Below are 20036 nucleotides of genomic sequence, written 5' to 3'. Positions count from 1 at the left end.
CAAGTCCCAAACTGACGGGACATGCTCCGCCGCTTTGCTTCGCTGCGCGCGTCCGCTAAGCGCCCGCGCATGAGCATTGCCACTCCCACCGTTGCTACCCCTCAGGCCATCCGCGGCACCCAGGACATCTTCGGCGCCCAGGCCGAGGCCTTCGCCAAAGTGGTCGAGACCTTCGAGCGTATTCGCCGGCTCTATCGCTTCAGGCGTGCCGAAATGCCGGTGTTCGAGAAGACGGCCGTGTTCAGCCGCTCGCTGGGCGAGACCACCGACGTCGTATCCAAGGAGATGTACTCGTTCGAGGACCGCGGCGGCGAATCGCTGACGCTGCGCCCTGAGTTTACCGCCGGTATCGCCCGCGCCTTCATCACCAACGGATGGCAGCAGCACGCACCGTTGAAGCTCGCCACACACGGCCCGCTGTTCCGCTACGAGCGGCCGCAGAAGGGTCGCTATCGCCAGTTCCACCAGATCGATGCCGAAGTGATCGGCGCACCCGAGCCGGCGGCAGATGTCGAGCTGCTGGTCATGGCCGACCACCTCCTGCGCGAGCTGGGCATCGCCGATGGCGTTACCTTGCAGCTCAACACCCTGGGCGATGCGGCGAGCCGAGATGCCTGGCGGGCGGCGTTGGTCGAGTACTTCCGCGCGCATGCGGCCGACTTGTCGGAGGACTCTCAGGACCGGCTGGAGCGCAATCCGCTGCGCATCCTCGACTCCAAGGACCCGCGCGACCGGCCCTTCGCCGACGCCGCCCCGCGGATCGACGATTACCTGTCCCCAGAGGCGCAGGACTTCTTCGCGGCGGTGACACAAGGGCTCGAGGCCGCGGCGGTGGCTCATACCCGCGCCCCGGCCCTTGTGCGTGGGCTCGACTACTACCGGCACACGGCGTTCGAATTCGTCACCGACCGGCTCGGCGCGCAAGGCACCGTGCTGGGCGGCGGGCGCTACGACGGTCTGATGGAAGCGCTCGGCGGCCAGGCCACTCCGGCGGTCGGTTGGGCTGCGGGGATCGAGCGCCTGGCGATGCTGGTCGCCGATGCCGGCGAAGTGGCGGAGGCCAAGGCCGATGTCGCGATCATCCCACTCGGGCCGGCGGCGGACACTGCCTGCCTGGGCTTGGCGGCGACGCTGCGCCGTTCGGGGCTGGCCGTCGACATGGGATATCGCGGCAACATGAAGAAGCGCATGAGCCGGGCAAACGACAGCGGCGCCCGCTTCGCGCTGATCGTCGGCGACGAGGAACTCGCGGCCGGTGAGGCGATGGTGAAGGACCTAATCACCGGCGAGCAGGAGCGCGTGCCCTTGCATGCCATTCCCTCGCGGATCGGCAGCAATGGGTGATCGCGTCTGCTTCGCGAGAACGCGCCGATGAGCACGATCTCCGAACATCGCCTGCAGCAGCTCACCGGTCGCCTCGCAGAGCTGGAAGCGCGCCTCGCCTCGGGCACGCTGGAAGGCGACGCGTTCGTCGCCACCAGCCGCAACTACGCCGAGCTGGAGCCTGTCGCCCGCGTCGCGTCCGAAGTGCTCGCGATGCGCGGTGAGTTGGAAAGCCTGCAGACCCTCCAGGACCCCGACCCCGAGATGCGCGCGCTGGCCGAGGAGGAAGCGCAGCGCCTCAAGGCCGAACTGCCGGAGGCCGAGCGCCGCCTGGCGCTCGCCATGCTGCCGCGCGATGCGGCTGACCAGCGTCCGGCCATGCTTGAGATCCGCGCCGGCACCGGCGGCGACGAGGCCGGGCTGTTCGCCGCCGACCTTTACCGCATGTACGAACGCTACGCCGCCGAGCAGGGCTGGCGGGTCGAGATGATCAGCGCTAGCGCCAGCGATGTCGGCGGCTTCAAAGAAGTGGTCGCCAACATCGCGGGCACCGGTGTGTTCGCCAAGCTGAAATTCGAGAGCGGCGTCCACCGCGTCCAGCGTGTGCCGGTGACCGAAAGCGGCGGGCGCATCCACACCTCCGCCGCGACCGTCGCGGTTCTGCCTGAGCCGACCGAAGTCGACGTCCAGATCGACGACAAGGACCTCAAGATCGACATCTATCGCGCCAGCGGCTCCGGCGGCCAGCACGTCAACACCACGGACTCCGCCGTGCGCATCACCCACTTGCCGACCGACCTAGTGGTGATCTGTCAGGACGAGCGCAGCCAGCACAAGAACAAGGCCAAAGCCATGCAGGTCCTGCGCACCCGCCTCTACGAGAAGATGCGCGACGAAGCCCAGGGCGCCGAGGCGGAGGCGCGCAAGGCGATGGTCGGCTCTGGTGACCGCTCGGAGCGGATCCGCACCTACAACTTCCCGCAAGGGCGCGTTACCGACCACCGCATCAACCTGACCTTGCACCGCCTGCCCGAGATCCTCGAAGGCCCGGGCCTCGCCGAGATGATCGACGCGCTGATCGCCGAGGACGAGGCCAAGCGCCTGGCGGCGATGGATGGGTGAGGGGTCGACAAAAACTTACGGAATTGGGGGTGTGAGGGTCTCCCAGGCCATCCGCGAAGCCGCTGCCGGGCTCGTCCCCACCAGCGACACCGCGCGGCTCGATGCCGAGGTGCTGATGGCCCATGCGCAAGGCGTGACCCGCTCCGACCTGCTCCTGCGCCGCATGGACGACCCTGCGCCGGCCGAGTTCACCACATTGGTCGAACGCCGCGCTGCACATGAACCCGTCGCCTACATCATCGGAACGCAGGAATTCTTCGGCCTGCCATTCCGCGTCACAGCCGATGTCCTGATCCCTCGCGGGGACAGCGAAGTCCTGGTCGAGCGCGCGCTGACCGCGAAGCCGAACGCGCATCGCGTGCTCGATTGCGGCACCGGATCGGGTGCGCTGCTTCTCGCAGTGCTGGCGAACCTGTCCCAAGCGGAGGGCATTGGCATCGACCGCAGCGCCGCAGCGCTCGCAGTCGCATCCGGCAATGCCGAGAGCTTGGGTCTGCGCACGCGCGCGCGGATGATCGCGGCCGATTGGTCGCAGGCAGGTTGGGCCGAAGGCCTCGGCCGCTTCGACCTGATCCTCGCCAATCCGCCCTATGTCGAGACGGATGCCGACCTGGCCCCCTCGGTTCGAAGTTACGAGCCGGCCGGTGCCCTGTTCTCAGGACCTGAAGGGCTCGACGACTATCGACTGCTCATCCCACAATTGCCGGACCTGCTCACGCCGGGCGGCACGGCGCTGATCGAGATCGGCGCGAGCCAGACCCATGCCGTCTGCACGATCGCCGGGGAGAGCGGGTTCGCCACCCAGGTTCATCACGACCTAGGTGGCCGCGCTCGGGTCATCGAATTAACGCTGCGGGCGTAAGATTTCGCTTGGATTTTCGTGGTACACCACCTACGTCAGAGATCGAACCGGCCTATGGACGTGGATTTTTCCCATGCCCGGTTCGACTCCAGCATTTGCAATCGGTCGCGGCGGGGGAGTTGCGACCCAGCAGATGTCGGGATCACGGTTGTCGGACAGCGACCCGTGATGGAGCGACATGCGGCATTGCGGATTTCGACCAGCTGGCCTGGCGGGGTTCCGACTGATCCGGGGTTTTGAGGAACGCTATCCTTGAATAACAATCGTAATAACAACAACAACCGCCGGCGCGGCCGGGGGAACAACAATCGTCAGCAAGGCGGGCAGCAGCTCAACCGGATCGACAGCAGGGCTCGCGGCAACGCGCCGCAGATGCTCGAGAAGTACCGCAAGCTCGCGCACGATGCGCACTTGAACGGCGATCGCGTGACGGAGGAGTACTACCTCCAGTTCGCCGACCACTACTTCCGCGTCATCGCCGATCAGCGCGTGCGCCAGGAAGAGCAGCGCCAGCCGCGCTCGGGCGACCGTCCTGCCGAATACGGCGACGATTATGCCGAGGACGATTACTACGCCGACCCCAACTCGCCCTACGACCGCGCGGGCAACTACGCGCCGGCAGGCGCGGGTGGCAATCAGAACGGCAACGGGCAGAATGCTGGTGGTCAGAATAACGGGAGCCAGGGCGGCGCCGGTCAGAACGTTGGGGGCCAGCAGAACGGCAACCAGAACGGCAATCATAACTCTGGCCAGAACGGCAACGCACAGGCGAATGGCGAAGGCGGCAACCGCCAGGGCTTTGCCGGCGAGAACCGTGGTGATCGCAACGATCGTGGCGATCGCCCGGAGCGTGGCGAGCGCCAGGAGCGCGGTGAGCGTCAGGAGCGTGGCCGTCGGGGCGACCGTCAGGATCGTTCCGACCGCCAGGACCGCCCCGAACGTCAGGAGCGCCCGGAGCGCGCATCGGTAGAGGCGGAAGTCGCTGCCGCTGCGCCTGAGCAGCAGGCCGCAGCTGAAGGCACCGTCTACGAGCCGACCGAGAACCCATTCGTGCGCGAAGCTCGGCCGGCCCGCGCGCCTCGCGCTCGCAAGCCGCGCCGCGATGAGGCTCCGGAAGGCGCGGCCTCAGGGGAGCCTGCAAACCTTGATCCGGCCATGCTGCCCCCAGCGATCTCTGCGCGCCGCGATGAGCCGCGTGCCGACGTACCCGTCGACGCAGCGGCGGAGGAGGCACCTGCCAAGCCCAAGCGCCGCACCCGTCGTGCCGCGCCTCCGGCCGACGATGCCGCCGGCGCATTGCCTGAAACGGTGAGCTGACCTTCAGGGAAGCGCGGGGCGGCACTATCGCTTGCGCCGCGCTTCCTCCACCGGCAAGCCGCTGCGCATGGATTCTCCACCAAAAGCATCAGGGCACCAAGCACTTGGGCCCAGAGCGCTTCGCAAGCCGCTGATTGCCGTCCTGCGGCATCCCCACGTCGCAGCCCTCGTCGCCGGATCGCTGGCAGCTTGCGGCTTTCAGCCCCTCGGCTGGTGGCCACTTGCTCTCATCGGCATGGCCTGGCTGATCGAGTTGATCGACCATGCGCCGCGCGGTCGGACCGCGTTCCTGCTCGGTTGGCTGTTCGGCCTTGCGCACTTCACCATCGGTGACAACTGGATCGCCACCGCCTTCACCTATCAGGCGGAGATGCCCGCCTGGCTGGGCGGCATCGCCGTGGTGCTGCTCTCGCTCTACCTGGCGCTGTACCCGGCCTTGGCGACGCTCGCCGCGTGGCTGCTGGTCCGTGGCTTTGGTGCTCACCGCCCGCATGGCCGCGCCGCGCTCAGCCTTGCGCTGGCGGGATGCTGGATCGTGACCGAGTGGATGCGCGGTTGGGTCTTCACCGGTTTTGCCTGGAACCCGCTGGGCGTGGCGCTGCTCGGGCCCTTCTCCGGTCAAGGCCTGGCGCTGCTGACGCCCTGGATCGGGACTTATGGGCTGTCGGGTGTGCTGGTGCTCCTGGCAGCACTGATCCATCGCGCCGTCCGCAGCGTGCTCGCCCCCGACCGCGCGCGCGCCGCCTGGCTGGCCGGCCTTGCGGTTCTGCCGCTCGCGCTGACGCTGCTGATGGTGCTGCCCGCCGGCTACCTGGATCGCCAGGATGGCGAGATCCACTACACTCTGGTCCAGCCCGACCTGCGCCAGGAGACGCTGGACGACCCGCGCAATTTCGAGCCGCACTTCATCAAGATGGCACGTCTGACGATGCCTAAGGACCGCGGCGAGCGGCGGCTGGTGCTTTGGCCCGAGTCTGGCCTCGCCGATTACCTGCGCGACGGGTACCCCGAATACTTCTACCGCCAGATGACCTACGAGGCCGATCCGGTGCTGGCGCGCCGGCGGATCGGGCAGGTGATCGGGCCCTACAGCCTGCTGCTGACCGGCGCGGTCGACCTCGTGATGAAGAACGACGACGTGCTCGCGGCGCGCAACTCGGTCACCGCCATCGACGGGCGCGGCAGCATCCTCGCTGGCTATTCCAAGGCCCACCTCGTCCCTTATGGCGAGTACCTGGCGCTGCGCTGGCTGCTCGAGCCGCTCGGCGCCACCCGCCTGGTGCCCGGCGCGCTGGACTTCTGGCCCGGCCCGGGGCCGCGTACGTCCGACTTCGGCGTGCTCGGCAAGGCTGGCATCCAGATCTGCTACGAGATCGTGTTCTCCGGCCAGGTTGTCGATCGCAGCGAGCGACCGGACTACATCTTCAATCCCTCGAACGATGGCTGGTTCGGCAGCTGGGGGCCGCCGCAGCATCTGGCGCAGGCACGCCTGCGCGCGATCGAGGAGGGCCTGCCGGTGCTTCGCTCCACCACCACCGGGATCAGCGCCGTGATCGACGCCGACGGTATCGTGCGCCAGTTCGCGCCGATGCACGTCGCCGCCCGGCTCGATGGCCGTATCCCGCCGGCGCATGAGCCGACCCTCTTCGCCCGCTTCGGCAATGCCTTGCCGCTGGGGCTGGCCGTGTTGCTGCTCGTCCTATCGGTGGTTGCACGCTGGCGTCGAAGGGCCTAATCCGGCCCATAAAGATTTCTTTATATCAATGGTGACCGATGCGTAGCGATTATGTCTTCACCTCCGAAAGCGTTGCCGAGGGTCATCCCGACAAGGTCGCGGACCAGATTTCCGATGCCATCGTAGACCTGTTCCTGAGCAAGGACCCCGAGGCGCGCATCGCCTGCGAGACGCTGACCACCACGCAGAAGGTGGTGCTGGCCGGAGAGATCCGCTGCAAGGGCGTCTACGAGAACGGCGAGTGGGCACAAGGCGCGCTCCAGGAGATCGAGGACACCGTGCGCGGCGTCGTGCGCGAGATCGGCTACGAGCAGGACGGCTTCCACTGGCAGACGTTCGAGTTCTCGAACAACCTGCACGGCCAGTCCGCCCACATCGCGCAGGGCGTCGACGCCAGCGGCAACAAGGATGAGGGCGCGGGCGACCAGGGTATCATGTTCGGCTTTGCGTGCGACGAGACGCCCGACCTGATGCCGGCGACGCTCGATTACAGTCACAAGATCCTCCACCGCATGGCGGCCGACCGCCACTCGGGCGCGGCGCCTTTCCTGGAGCCCGACGCCAAGAGCCAGGTTACCCTGCGCTTCGTCGATGGCCGCCCTGCCGCTGCGACGGCTATCGTCGTCTCGACCCAGCACAAGGAAGGCTACGACGAGGGCGCGCAGGAGGCCGAGCTCAAGGCCTATGTGAAGCAGGTCGTGGCCGACGTGCTTCCGGCTGAGCTCTTGAGCGAGGACACCGTCTACCACATCAACCCCACCGGCAGCTTCGTGATTGGCGGGCCCGACGGTGACGCGGGCCTGACCGGCCGCAAGATCATCGTCGACACATACGGCGGCGCCTCGCCCCATGGCGGCGGCGCGTTCTCGGGCAAGGACCCGACCAAGGTCGATCGCTCGGCCGCCTACGTCACACGATACCTTGCCAAGAACGTGGTCGCCGCCGGCCTGGCGACGCGTTGCACGATCCAGGTGTCGTACGCGATCGGTGTGTCGAAGCCGCTCTCGCTCTATGTCGACACCCACGGCACCGGCACCGTGCCTGACGAGGTTCTCGAAGCGGCCATCGTCCAGGTTGCGGCCGACAAGCTCGGCGGCCTGACCCCGCGCGGAATCCGCGTGGGTCTGAGCCTCAACAAGCCGATCTACCGCCCCACCGCCGCCTACGGCCACTTCGGTCGCAAACCCGAGGGTGAGCTGTTCCCGTGGGAGCGCACCGACCTGAGCGAGGCGCTGACCACCGCCGTGGCCGCTCAGGCCGACAAGCTCCAGCCGGCGGAGTAACGCCGCGTCGCGAAGGGTGATCGCATGACCTACGAGACGATCGCCCAGGTCCAGGACTTGCGCGAATTGCTGGCCGACGGGGCGGACGTGCTCGTGCTCGATTGCGAGTTCGATCTCGGCGACCCCGACCGCGGCCGCGCGGTCTACCTGGAGGCGCACCTGCCAGGCGCGCGCTACGTTGATCTGGAGCTCGATCTCTCGGGCGAGGTGACCGGTGACAACGGCCGCCACCCGCTGCCTGCGCGCACTGCGTTCGCCGCGACGATGCGAGCTCTGGGCCTTAAGGCAGGGCAGCAGGTCGTGGCTTATGACGGCAACGGCGGGATCTACGCCGCGCGGCTGTGGTGGATGCTGCGCTGGCTCGGCCATCCGCCAGTGGCGGTGCTCGACGGCGGGCGGCAGGCCTGGGCCGAGGCGGCGCTGCCGTTCGAATCCGGTGAGCCGGGCCCCGTCCGAGAGGGTGACTTCACGCTGGGCGAACCCCTGGTCGGCCAGCCCGTCACCGCGCGTGAGGTCTTGGCGAACATAGCCGCGGGTGAATTGCAGGTGATCGACGCGCGCGACGCCCAGCGCTTTGCGGGCGCGCCGCATCCGCTCGACACCGTCTCCGGCCACATTCCGGGTGCAAGCAATCGCTTCTACCGCGACAACTTCGATGAAGGCGGAAGGCTGAAGCCCGCAGCGGATCTGGCCCAGGCGTTCGCGACCGCGCTGGGCGGCAAGGCGCCTGGCAACGCGGTGCTGCAATGCGGTTCGGGCGTCACGGCGTGCCACAATCTGCTGGCAATGGAGATTGCCGGCCTGAAGGGCGGACGGCTCTATCCCGGCTCATGGAGCGAGTGGACGAGCGATCCGTTGCGGCCGGTAGAGCGCTGACGTTGTCCCGGGTAAAGCCCGGGACGACGTTGTCCTTCTGCCTACTTCGCCAGCTCGGCTTCGATCGCCGACACCAGCGCCGGATCCTCCGGCGTCATCGCCGGCGCGAAACGGCCGACCACCGAGCCGTCCTTGCCGATCAGGAACTTTTCGAAGTTCCACAGCACCTCGGGATCGTCGTTGGGCGTCATGCCGTAGCCCTTGAAGCGCTCCTTCATGCCCTCGACATCGCCCAGTTTGGTCGGCACCGCCTTGGTCAGCGCAGCGTAGAGCGGCTGCTTGGCCGGGCCGGTCACGTCGGCCTTGGCAAAGAGCGGGAACGAGACGCCGTAGTTCAGCTTGCAGAACTCGACGATCTCCTCGTGCGTGCCCGGCTCCTGCGCGCCGAAATCGTTGGCCGGGAAGCCGAGCACTTCGAAGCCGCGGTCCTTGTAGGTCTCGTACAGCTTCTCCAGCCCCTCGTACTGCGGAGTCAGGCCGCACTTGGACGCGACGTTGACCACCAGCAGCACCTTGCCGGCGTGCTCGGCGAGAGTGTCGGGCTTGCCGTCGATGCGCGTCAGCGGAATGGTGGCGAGGTCGGCCATGTTGTGTCTCCCAAAGGTTCGGGGCAGGTTATGGAGCGGCGGGATGACCGCGGCAAGACAGCTCAGGCTGTGGTAATGGGCGAGACCCAGTCGGTATCGTGGCCGAGTGGCAGGTCATCGCCCCGGCGCAAGGCCTGGAGAATGGCGCCGAAGTCGATCCGCGCGCGCCAGCCTAGCAGGCGTTCGGCCTTGGCCGGGTCGTAGACCCTCTCGATGCGATCAGGGAGCACCCAGTCGGCCGCCGCATAAAGCTCCGCCGCATCGGGAAAGTGCCGCTCGATCACGGCGCGTGCATCGGTGGCGAGTTCGAGCGCCTCTTCGCGCGAGAAGGGCGGCGGAGCGCTGATGACGAACGTCTCGCAGCCCGCGATGCGCTCCAGCGCGGCCACGTGCGCGCGGGCGGCGTCATGCACTGTGAGCCGCCGGTTGAGGAACTCGTTGGCCTTGAGGTTGAGGCCGGAGGGCACTGCGAGCGTATCATCGTCCTCGGGGAAGAACCGCCCGGTGCGCAGGATAGCCACCGCCATGCCGCTCTCGGCCGAGATCAAGCGGCACAGGTTCTCGGCTGCGAACTTGCTCACGCCGTAGATGTTGCGCGGGTCGATCGGACCGAAGTCCTCGTCCATCCACCAGGCACCCGCGTCCCCGGCTCCGGCGCGCACGTCGCCGCGCACCATCAGCGACGTGGTGGAGGTGAAGACGAAGCGTGGGTGGCCGGCCTCCACCGCCGCCTCCAGCAGGTTGAGCGTTCCGGTCAGGTTGGTGTCGATGAAGGCCTGGCGCGGAAAGCGGACGATGTCGGGCTTGTGCAGCGCACCGGCGTGGACAATCGCCTCGATCCCGAACCGGGCCACCGTGTCGAACACCAGGGCACGGTCGGCCACCGATCCGATCACCTGGGTGCTGGCTCCCGGCGCGACATCGAGGCCGGTGACGGTGTGCCCGGCCTGCACGAGCAGCGGCGCGAGGTGCCTGCCGAGCCAGCCCGATGAGCCTGTCAGCAGCACCCGCACCTTGTCAGCTCTCGTACTTCGCCGTGGTCTTGCTCGCGACCTCATCGGCGCTCACGCCCGGCGCAAGCTCCACCAGCTTGAACGCGCTCGCGTGATCGGGCCGGGCGAAGACGCAAAGATCGGTGACGATCATGTCGACCACGTTCCTGCCGGTGAGCGGCAGGGTGCACGCTGGGATGAATTTGGGGCTGCCGTCCTTGGCGGTGTGCTCCATCACGACGATGATCTTCTTGACCCCGGCGACGAGGTCCATCGCGCCGCCCATGCCCTTGATCATCTTGCCCGGGATCATCCAGTTGGCGATATCGCCGTTCTGCGCGATCTCCATGGCGCCGAGCACAGCGAGGTCGATGTGCCCGCCGCGGATCATCGCGAAGCTCTGCGCACTGTCGAAGTAGGCCGAGTGCGGCAGTTCGCTCACCGTCTGCTTGCCCGCGTTGATGAGGTCGGCGTCGACCTCGTCAGCGTAGGGGAACGGTCCGATGCCCAGCATGCCGTTCTCCGACTGGAGCGTCACGGTCATGCCCGCAGGCACATAATTTGCCACCAAGGTCGGAATGCCGATACCGAGGTTCACGTAGAAGCCGTCCTCAAGCTCCTGCGCGGCGCGAGCGGCCATCTGGTCTCTGGTCCAGCTCATCAGACGGTCTCCCTCTCGCGCGTGGTGGTGAACTCGATCTTCTTGTCGTAGGGCGCGCCCAGGATCAGGCGCTGGACGTAGACACCGGGCAAGTGGATGGCGTCGGGATCGAGGCTGCCGACAGGCACGATTTCCTCTACCTCGACCACGCAGACCTTGCCGCAAGTCGCGGCAGGCACGTTGAAGTTGCGCGCGGTCTTGCGGAACACCACGTTACCGGTCTCGTCCGCCTTCCAGGCCTTGACCAGCGCCAGGTCGGCGAAGATGCCCTGCTCCAGCACGTACTCCTCACCGTTGAAGACCTTGGTCTCCTTGCCCTCGGCGATCAGCGTGCCCACGCCAGTCTTGGTGTAGAAGCCGGGAATGCCCGCACCGCCCGCCCGCATCCGCTCGGCCAGCGTGCCCTGGGGTGAGAACTCCACCTCCAGCTCGCCCGAGAGGTACTGGCGCTCGAACTCCTTGTTCTCGCCCACGTAGGACGAGATCATCTTGCTGACCTGCTTGGTGCGCAGCAGCTTGCCGATGCCTTCGTTGTCGATCCCTGCGTTGTTGCTGGCGAACGTCAGGTTCTTGACGCCGCTGTCGCGCACGGCATCGAGCAGCCGCTCGGGCAAGCCGCAGAGCCCGAAGCCGCCGCTCGCGATCAGCAGGCCATCGCGCAAGAGACCGTCCAGCGCGGTGGTGGCATCGGGGTAGAGCTTCTTCATCGTGCGGGCTCCCAGGGTCTGGCGCATGCTGCGCTGCAATGCATTGCAGCGCCGATAGCCGAAGCGGCAGGCTTCGGTCCAGTTCTGCCGCTTCTCCTCCTACGCCGCAGAGACCGCCGCTTGCTGCAGCGCGGCAAAGGTGCACCTACAAGAGGCCTGATCGGAAACAATCGCGCTTCGTCTTGCGCGTTTTTTAAGCAGGTTGCTCGTCCCGCAAGGACAAAGGCTAGGCGCTAATGCCTGTCCGCTGCGGTCAGTAGCGTCGTGGCTACGATGAAGTGCAATCAACGCAACTGCGGTCTCGCTTTTCGCATTTGCACAATGAGGAAGTGCCCGGCATATCAAAATGGCCTTTCAGGCATCCTCTCCCAAAACTTCCATGGCTCGGTCGGCAACGATCGAGCCTTTTTTCTTGCGTGCGAGGGGGGGCATCCGGCGATCCGATGACGTGCAGGGTTGGAACCGTTCGGCACCCGCTCCGTTGGTTTGCAATCGCTCCCTCTCGTTCCTAGCTCGGCTTTAGGCCCGAGACGGGCCGCGCACCACGGGAAGGGAATTGCGATGGCGGAAGCCGCGGTCCAGACGGAAGACAGGACGATCAAGCTGCAGGTTGCGGCCGCCCGCCAGGAAGAGAGCGGCCACGGAATCGCTCGCCTCTCGCGCGCTTCGCTGTCGGCGCTCGGCGCGCTCGAGGGCGACGTACTGGAGATCACCGGCAAGTCCACCACCGTTGCCCGCGCCGTGCTCGGCTATCCCGAGGATGAAGAGCTGCAGGTAATCCGCCTCGACGGTCTGCAGCGCGGCAATGCCGAAGTCGGCTCGGGCGAGCACGTGAAGGTCGCCAAGGCAGAGTCGCGCCCCGCTCAGCGCGTGGTGTTCGCGCCTGCGCACAAGGAGATGCGGCTGCAAGGCCCTGCTCAGGCGCTAAAGCGCAACTTCTTCCAGCGGCCGATGATGCAGGGCGATCTGGTCGCCACCACGGGCCAGCAGCAGGTCGCCGACCTGCCGCCGCAGCTGCGCCGCATGTTCAACGCGCCCGCCTATTCGCTGACGCAGATCCGACTCAACGTCGTCTCGACTGTGCCCAAGGGCATCGTCCACATCGACGAGAACACCGAGGTGGAGCTGCGCGAGGTCTACGAGGAAGCGCAAAGCCCGCGCGGCGATATCAACTACGACGACGTCGGCGGCATGTCCGACACCATCCGCCAGCTGCGCGAGATGGTCGAGCTGCCGCTGCGCTACCCCGAGCTCTTCACCCGCCTGGGCGTCGATCCGCCCAAGGGCGTGTTGCTGCACGGCCCGCCAGGAACCGGCAAGACCCGTCTGGCGCAGGCCGTCGCCAACGAGAGCGACGCGACCTTCCACTCGATCAACGGGCCCGAGATCATGGGCTCGGGCTATGGCGAGAGCGAGAAGGCGCTGCGCGAGGTGTTCGAGGAGGCGGCCAAGGCCAGCCCTGCGATCATCTTCATCGATGAGATCGATTCGATCGCGCCCAAGCGCAGCCAAGTCCACGGCGAGGCGGAGAAGCGCCTGGTCGCGCAGCTGCTGACCTTGATGGACGGGTTGAACTCGCGCGCGCACGTCGTCGTCATCGCGGCCACGAACCGGCCCGATGCCATCGACGAGGCGCTGCGCCGTCCTGGCCGGTTCGACCGCGAGATCGTCATCGGCGTCCCCGACGAGAGCGGCCGGCGCGAGATCCTGGGCATCCACACCCGTGGCATGCCGCTGCAAGGTGTGGACCTGAACGAGATCGCGCGCACCACGCATGGCTTCGTTGGCGCCGACCTCGCCGCACTCGCTCGCGAAGCGGCGATCGAGGCGGTGCGCCGGATCATGCCGAAGCTCGACCTGGAGGCCCGCACGATTCCGGCCGAAGTGCTAGAAAGCTTGTCGGTTGGTCGCGACGACTTCCTGGCGGCGCTGAAGCGCGTGCAGCCCTCGGCGATGCGTGAGGTCATGGTGCAAGTGCCCAACATCGGCTGGGCCGACATCGGAGGGCTGGATGAGGCGCAGCTTAAACTGCGCGAAGGCGTCGAGCTGCCTCTGAAGAACCCCGAGAGCTTCCACCGTCTCGGGATCCGGCCGGCCAAGGGCTTCCTGCTCTATGGTCCGCCGGGTACCGGCAAGACCTTGCTGGCCAAGGCGGTGGCGAAGGAGGCGGAAGCCAACTTCATCTCGATCAAGTCGTCCGACCTGCTCAGCAAGTGGTACGGTGAGAGCGAGCAGCAGATCGCCAAGCTGTTCTCTCGTGCGCGCCAAGTGGCCCCGTGCGTGATCTTCATCGACGAGATCGACAGCTTGGTGCCCTCGCGTGGCAACTCCATGGGCGAGCCGCAAGTCACCAGCCGCGTGGTCAACACGATGCTGGCCGAGATGGACGGGATGGAGGACATGCAGTCGATCGTCGTCATCGGCGCCACCAACCGCCCGGCGCTGGTCGATCCGGCGCTGCTGCGGCCGGGCCGGTTCGACGAGCTGGTCTATGTCGGCACGCCGGACGAAGCCGGGCGAGAGCACATCCTGGGCATTCACACGTCCAAGATGCCGCTTGCGGACGATGTCGATCTCGCCCGCATCGCCCGGGAAACCGAGCGCTTTACCGGCGCCGATCTGGAAGACGTGGTGCGCCGCGCCGGCCTGATCGCGATCCGCAAGAACGGCTCGGGAGTAACCTCGGTGAGCCGCGCCGACTTCGACGAGGCGCTGCAGGACAGCCGCGCCACCGTCACGGTCGAGATGGAGGAAGAGTACGCCCGCATGAAAGGCGAGCTGAAAAAGCGCGCCATGGCGGTCGAACCGATCGGCTTCATCGCTCCGGGCATGGTCGAACCCCGCCGCGAGCGGAAGCACGAGCACTGACGTCGCGGGCGGGAGCGGTGACGCTCCCGCCCTTGCTCCTGATGCACTCGACGCAGCACCGCGACATGCGCTGCTGAACCACGACACCGCTTGTGCCGAGCCTGTCGGAGCGCTGATGCCCGTTCCGGGACATCTCGCGGGTCCTCACGCTTGCTCCCCGGACGGAATGGTGCCCATGCTGCCACCGCTCGTCACACAGGAGCAGCCATGACGTCGAAGACCCGGGCCGCACTTGCCGCCATCGCTGCCCTGACCATTGCCGCGCCCGCGCAGGCGCAGGCAGACACCGCCGTCTCACCGGCGCTGGCGCGGCGCAGTGGAGAACTGCTGGCGGTGCTCAACGGCGGAGGGCGCCCAGACGAGACCTTCGCGCCCGAGTTCCTGAAGGCGGTGCCCGAGGGCAGGTTGCGCGAGGTTGCCGCCTCGGTCCGCGCGCAGCTCGGCCGTGCGACCGCTGTCAATTCGATCACCGCGCGAGATGCCAGCCATGCCGATCTCGCGATTGCGTATGAGCGTGGGCGCGCGCATGCGTTCGTGGTGCTCGCACCCGATACCCGGGTCATCGGCTTCGTGATCGACCGCATCGAGCCAGCCGATATCGCCGCCATGCGCTCGCTGGATGAAATCGCGGGTGCCTTTGCGCGGTTGCCGGGCGTCGCCGGCTTCGCAGTGTCCGACATCGAGCCCGGCAGTGAGCCGCAAAGCGCGCTTGAGCCCGGCCGGCCGCTGGCGATCGGCTCCACCTTCAAGCTGGTGATCCTGGCCGAACTGGTCCGTGCCATCGACGCGGGCGAGCGCAAATGGACCGACACCGTGACGCTTGGCACGCTGGAGTTGCCCGCGGGCGGCTTCAACCAGCTGCAGCCCGGCACCAGGGTTACGCTGCGCCGGCTGGCCGAGGAGATGATCCGGGTCAGCGACAACAGCGCCACCGATCTGCTGCTGCACGAACTCGGCCGCCGCAAGGTGGAGGGCATGTTGGGACCGATCGGGTTCAGCTATGCCGACTGGAATGTGCCGTTCCTCTCCACCATGGAGCTGTTCAAGCTCAAAGGTGTGCAAGGCGGCACGCTGGGCCGTCGCTACCTCGACGCAGATCCGATCGGGCGGCGGCAGATGCTGAAAGAGGTAGCCCGTCTGCCAGGCTCGGCGATCGACCGTCTTTATGCCAATGGGCAGCCGGTGCTAATCGACGCCTTGGAGTGGTTCGCCACACCGGCGGACCTCGTACGGACCATGGGCTGGTTCGCGCGCCACCGCGAAACCGCAGCAGGCGCGGAGGCCTTGCGTATCCTCTCTCTGAACCCCGGCCCGGCCGCGCCCTTGCACGAGCGGTTCGGCTATGTGGGTTACAAGGGTGGCTCGGAGCCGGGCGTGGTCAGCATGACCGTGCTGCTGCGCGACAAGGTGGCGCGCTGGAAGGTCGTCACCGCAACCTGGAACGACCCGGCGGCGCCAGTGGACGAAGCGCGGTTCGGTGCCTTGATGGGTCGAGCGCTGGAGATCGTGGCCGGCGGCTAGCGTCGTCCCGGGCTCGACCCGGGACGACGAGTTTCAATGCGTCATGGTGGCGCCGTTGCCCTTCGTCACTGCGATCGCATCGGCCATCGACGGCCCGGCAGCCAGCTCCACCGGCGATACTGGCAGCATTCGGCGGCGCACCAGCGCCTCGGGCTGGTGGCGGCGGATCCAGTCGATCATGCCCTCGCGGATTTCGCAGCGAAGGTCGAACAGGGTCGGCCCGTCCTTGGCGCTCATCAGCAGGCGCACTTCCATGGCGTCGGCGTCATGGTCGGTCACCTGCAGGATCTGCGCCCGCTTGTCCCATAGGCGATGCGTGGTGATCTGGCGGGTGTACTCCTCGCGGATTGGGCCGATCTCGGCGGCCGGATCGAGGTAGATCATCACCGTACCGAGCAGCTGCGCAGTGCTCTTGGTCCAGTTCTGAAAGGTGTCCTCCAGGAAGCGCGTGGTCGGCACTACCAGGCGCCGATCGTCCCACACGCGCACCACGACGTAAGTCGTGCGAATGTCCTCGATCCGGCCCCACTCGCCGTCGATGACCACGACGTCGTCGATGGATATCGGCTCGGTGAGGGCCATCTGCAGCCCGGCGATCAGCGCCTTCAAGGCCGGCTGCGCCGCCGCGCCGACTGCCAGCGCGGCAAGGCCGGCCGAGGCCATCAGCGTGACGCCGATCTTGGCAACGCCAGGGATCGACAGCAGCATCAGCGAGATCGTCAGGAACACGATGCCGAAGCTGATGATCCGGCTGATGATGCCGAGCCGGGTTCGCCGGCGCCGGGCGTTGCGGTTGTCCTCGACCGAGATATCGTAGCGCAAGTACATCGTCTCGACGAAGGTGCGCAGGATGGCGAGTGCGATCCAGCCGATCAGCACCGGCATGACGAAGCCCGCCACCTTATCCCAAGCAGCCGCGAGCGCCGGCGTTTCGCGCGCGGCGAGGATGACGCCCAGCGCTACGAACGACCAGCGGGTCGGGCGGGCAAGGCGGTTGATCAGGATGTCGTCGGCGCGGCTCTTGCTCGCCCGCGCGATGCGGGCCGAGACGCGGTAGAGCACGGTGTGCACCGCCAGCGCCACAAACGCGCCGACGAGCGCGGCGATCACGGCGACGATGGTGCGCTCCGCCCAGAGGGGCACGCCGGTGATGTAGCGCTCGATCAGGTGGATCATGCCGGAGTCAACGATGCTGCACTGCAGCAGGTTCCGGCATGCGTCTCCGCCGAGGTGCACTTCAACCTCTCCCCGCCGGGGAGAGGATGAGTTAGTGCGCCGTACCCCAGCTGTCGCCCGAGCCGATCTCGACGCCCAGCGGCACGTCGAGCGTTACGGCGGGCAGAGCCGCTTCTGCCATGACTCGCTCGATCACCGGCTTGGCTGCGGCGACATCGCCCGCGGGCAGTTCGAATACCAGTTCGTCGTGCACCTGCAGCAACATGCGCACGTCCTTCAACCCGGCGTCGTTCAGGGCCGGTCCCATCCGCGCCATCGCTCGCTTGATGATGTCGGCGCTGGTGCCCTGGATCGGCGCGTTGATCGCGGCGCGTTCGGAGCCGGCACGCTCTGCCTGCGCCTTGGAGGTGATGCGCGGGAACCAGGTCTTGCGGCCGAACAGCGTCTCGGAATAGCCCCGCTCGCGCACCGTCTCCAGCGTCGAGACGATGTAACGCTGGATGCCTGGGAACCGCTCGAAGTAGCGGTCGATCATCGCCTGCGCCTCGTCCGACTCGGTCCCGAGCCGCCCGGCGAGACCCCAGCGCGAGATGCCGTAAAGGATCGCGAAGTTGATCGTCTTGGCGCGGCCGCGGGTATCGCGATCGACGGTGCCGAACATCTCCATCGCCGTGCGGCTATGAATGTCCTCGCCCGCCGCGAACGCCTCCTTCAAGGGCGGCACGTCGGCCATGTGCGCCGCCAGGCGCAGCTCGATCTGCGAGTAGTCGGCGCTGAGCAGCACGTTGCCCGGCTCGGCGACGAAGCAGTCGCGGATCTGGCGGCCGATCTCGGTACGGATCGGAATGTTCTGCAGGTTCGGATCGGTCGAGGACAAGCGCCCGGTCTGCGCGCCGACCAGGCTGTAGCTGGTGTGGACGCGGCCGGTCGCCGGGTTGATCGCCGCCTGCAGCGCCTCGGTATAGGTCGAGCGCAGCTTGGTCAGCTGGCGCCATTCGAGAACCTTGGTGGCCACGGTCGCGCCCTGTGCCGCCAAGCCTTCAAGGATCGCCTGGTCGGTCGAGTACATGCCCGACTTGCCCTTGCGCCCGCCCTTGTAGCCCAGCTTGTCGAAAAGCACGTCACCCAGTTGCTTGGGACTGCCGATGGTGAATTCGAAGCCGCAATGGCCGAAGATCTCGCATTCGAGCGCGGTGACAGCGGTGGCGAATTCCTTGGACAGGCCGGCGAGCTTCTCTCGATCGACCTTGATGCCATGGCGCTCCATCTGCGCGACGACCGGGATCAATGGCCGGTCGACCCGCTCGTAGATGCGCGTGCCGCCCTCGTGGCTGAGCCGAGGCTTGAGCAGCTGGTGCAGGCGCCAGGTGACGTCGGCATCCTCGGCGGCGTAGCGAGTGGCGCGGTCGAGCGGCACTTCGCCGAAGGGGATTGCCTTCTTGCCGGTGCCGCAGATGTCCTTGAAGGTCAGCGTCTTGTGACTGAGGTGCCGCTCGGACAGCTCGTCCATGCCGTGGCCCCCGCCGATGCCCTCGATCTGGCGGCCGGCGTCGAGGCAAAACGAGATGATCATGCTGTCGTCGATCGGCGCGACGTGGATGCCGTGACGCGCGAACACGTTGAGGTCGTACTTGATGTTCTGCCCCACCTTGAGGACGGCATCGTCCTCCAGCAGCGGCTTCAAGAGCGCCAGTGCCTCGTCGAGCGGGATCTGCTCCGGCCGTTCGGCGAACATGTCGCTGCCACCGTGGCCGAGCGGGATGTAGCAAGCGTCATTCGGCCCCAAGGCGAGGCTGATGCCGGCGAGATCCGCGCGCATGGCGTCGAGCGCAGAGGTCTCGGTGTCGATCGCCAGCAGGCGCTTGTCGTAGGCGCGGGCGATCCACTCCTCCAGTTCCGCCACCGTAGTGACGCACTTGTAGGCATCGAGATCGATCTCGCGCCACTCGGGCATGTCCTGCCGCGCCGCCCCCTCGATTGGATTGGCTCCTTCGGTGACCGGCTTGGACGGATGCAACTGCGTCGTGCGCTCGGGACTGCCGTGCCCGCCGTCCAGGCGCTTCAAGAGGCTGGTGAAGCCGTGCTTGCCCAGGAACGCCGCCAAAGGTTCGGGCGGAATGGCGGTCAGCTTGAAGTCGTCCATCTCGATCGGCAGCGGGCAATCTTCCTTGAGCGTAACCAGCTCCTTGGACAGCCGCGCCATGTCGGCCTGCTCGATCAGGCGCTCCTGAAGCTTGCCCTTCTTCATCGACGGCGCGGCGGCCAGTGCCGATTCGAGATCGCCATAATCCTGGATCAGCTTGCTCGCGGTCTTGGGACCCACTCCGAAGACGCCTGGCACGTTGTCGACCGAATCGCCCATCAGCGCGAGCACGTCCCCGACCTTCTCCGGCATGACGCCGAACTTCTCGACCACTTCGGCGATGTCGATGCGCTGGTTCTTCATGGTGTCCAGCATGTCGATGCAGCCACCCTCGACTCCATCGTGCGGCTCGCCGCATTTGCCGACCAGCTGCATCAGGTCTTTGTCGGAGGACACGATCGTTACGTCCCAACCGCGCTTCACCGCCGCGCGCGCGTAGCTGGCGATGATGTCGTCCGCCTCGACGCCCGGCTCTTCGATGCAGGCGAGACTGAAGGCGCGAGTCGCATCGCGGATCAGCGGGAACTGCGGCACCAGGTCGTCCGGCGGCGGCGGTCGGTGCGCCTTGTACTGGTCGTACAATTCGTTGCGAAACGAGGTGCTTGCCTTGTCGAGGATCACCGCCAGATGCGTCGGGCCGTCGGCCTTGTTGAGGTCCTCGGCCAGCTTCCACAGCATCGTCGTATAGCCATAGACCGCCCCGACCGGCGTGCCTTCCGGGTCGGTCAGCGGCGGCAGCCGGTGGTAGGCGCGGAAGATGTAGGCCGATCCGTCGACCAGGTAGAGATGCTGCTTGGGCTCCATAAGGCGCTGGTAGCAGCAGGGGGGAGCATGATCCAGCGACCCTGCGGGACGGCCAGTGC

Annotated in this window: 15 protein-coding genes; 9 read left to right on the top strand and 6 right to left on the bottom strand. The window is 66.9% G+C overall.

All coding sequences use genetic code 11. From position 1 onward, the window contains the following. Positions 1–69: 69 nt before the first annotated feature. From hisS to GV044_RS08740, 7 genes are all read left to right on the top strand, one after another. The gene (gene hisS, locus GV044_RS08770) at positions 70–1344 is read left to right on the top strand and encodes a histidine--tRNA ligase (RefSeq protein ID WP_159868264.1); all 1275 of its coding nucleotides are present in this window, start codon (positions 70–72) and stop codon (positions 1342–1344) included. Positions 1345–1371: 27 nt separating this feature from the next. Next, a complete protein-coding gene (gene prfA / locus GV044_RS08765) occupies positions 1372–2445 on the top strand; it encodes a peptide chain release factor 1 (protein WP_159868261.1) in 1074 nt (357 codons plus the stop codon). Next, complete coding sequence (gene prmC / locus GV044_RS08760; RefSeq protein ID WP_159868258.1) at positions 2438–3307, top strand: peptide chain release factor N(5)-glutamine methyltransferase; 870 nt, start codon at positions 2438–2440, stop codon at positions 3305–3307. The genes prfA and prmC overlap by 8 nt, the downstream gene beginning before the upstream one ends. A 252-nt stretch (positions 3308–3559) precedes the next feature. Further along, positions 3560–4624 (top strand): DUF4167 domain-containing protein, encoded by a 1065-nt coding sequence (locus GV044_RS08755; RefSeq protein WP_159868255.1) that lies wholly within the window; start codon positions 3560–3562, stop codon positions 4622–4624. Positions 4625–4691: 67 nt separating this feature from the next. Next, a complete protein-coding gene (lnt, locus tag GV044_RS08750) occupies positions 4692–6359 on the top strand; it encodes an apolipoprotein N-acyltransferase (RefSeq protein WP_159868252.1) in 1668 nt (555 codons plus the stop codon). A gap of 38 nt (positions 6360–6397) precedes the next feature. Next, positions 6398–7642, top strand: coding sequence for a methionine adenosyltransferase (metK, locus tag GV044_RS08745; RefSeq protein WP_159868249.1), 1245 nt, complete (start codon positions 6398–6400; stop codon positions 7640–7642). A gap of 24 nt (positions 7643–7666) precedes the next feature. After that, positions 7667–8518 carry a sulfurtransferase gene (locus tag GV044_RS08740; RefSeq protein WP_159868246.1) on the top strand — a complete coding sequence of 284 codons (852 nt, stop codon included), beginning with the start codon at positions 7667–7669 and terminating at the stop codon, positions 8516–8518. 41 nt (positions 8519–8559) lie between these two features. Here the strand turns inward: GV044_RS08740 and GV044_RS08735 are convergent, their stop codons facing one another. From GV044_RS08735 to GV044_RS08720, 4 genes are all read right to left on the bottom strand, one after another. Then, complete coding sequence (locus GV044_RS08735; RefSeq protein ID WP_159868241.1) at positions 8560–9105, bottom strand: glutathione peroxidase; 546 nt, start codon at positions 9103–9105, stop codon at positions 8560–8562. A gap of 62 nt (positions 9106–9167) precedes the next feature. Beyond that, the gene (locus GV044_RS08730) at positions 9168–10118 is read right to left on the bottom strand and encodes an NAD(P)-dependent oxidoreductase (RefSeq protein ID WP_159868238.1); all 951 of its coding nucleotides are present in this window, start codon (positions 10116–10118) and stop codon (positions 9168–9170) included. Between the two features lie 4 nt (positions 10119–10122). Beyond that, a complete protein-coding gene (locus GV044_RS08725) occupies positions 10123–10758 on the bottom strand; it encodes a CoA transferase subunit B (RefSeq protein ID WP_159868235.1) in 636 nt (211 codons plus the stop codon). After that, positions 10758–11465 (bottom strand): CoA transferase subunit A, encoded by a 708-nt coding sequence (locus tag GV044_RS08720; protein ID WP_159871131.1) that lies wholly within the window; start codon positions 11463–11465, stop codon positions 10758–10760. The genes GV044_RS08725 and GV044_RS08720 overlap by 1 nt, the downstream gene beginning before the upstream one ends. 561 nt (positions 11466–12026) lie before the next feature. On the opposite strand from GV044_RS08720, the gene GV044_RS08715 reads away from it, so the two are divergent. Together GV044_RS08715 and GV044_RS08710 are read left to right on the top strand one after the other, a co-directional pair. Beyond that, positions 12027–14333, top strand: a complete 2307-nt coding sequence (locus GV044_RS08715) for a CDC48 family AAA ATPase (RefSeq protein WP_159868232.1) — start codon at positions 12027–12029, stop codon at positions 14331–14333. 207 nt (positions 14334–14540) lie between these two features. Then, positions 14541–15854 carry a serine hydrolase gene (locus GV044_RS08710; RefSeq protein WP_159868229.1) on the top strand — a complete coding sequence of 438 codons (1314 nt, stop codon included), beginning with the start codon at positions 14541–14543 and terminating at the stop codon, positions 15852–15854. 33 nt (positions 15855–15887) lie between these two features. On the opposite strand, the gene GV044_RS08705 is transcribed toward GV044_RS08710, so the two are convergent. Both GV044_RS08705 and polA read right to left on the bottom strand, forming a co-directional pair. Beyond that, entirely contained in the window at positions 15888–17030 is a 1143-nt protein-coding gene (locus GV044_RS08705) for a mechanosensitive ion channel family protein (protein WP_159868226.1), read from the bottom strand. Positions 17031–17121: 91 nt separating this feature from the next. Beyond that, positions 17122–19977: a DNA polymerase I gene (gene polA, locus GV044_RS08700; protein WP_159868223.1), complete on the bottom strand. Its 2856-nt coding sequence runs from the start codon at positions 19975–19977 to the stop codon at positions 17122–17124. Between the last annotated feature and the right edge of the window lie 59 nt (positions 19978–20036).

The sequence above is a fragment of the Novosphingobium sp. 9U genome, assembly GCF_902506425.1.
Classification (GTDB): Bacteria; Pseudomonadota; Alphaproteobacteria; order Sphingomonadales; family Sphingomonadaceae; genus Novosphingobium.
The sequence above is the reverse complement of the archived record's forward strand: the minus strand, read 5'-3'. Positions and strand labels throughout refer to the sequence as shown.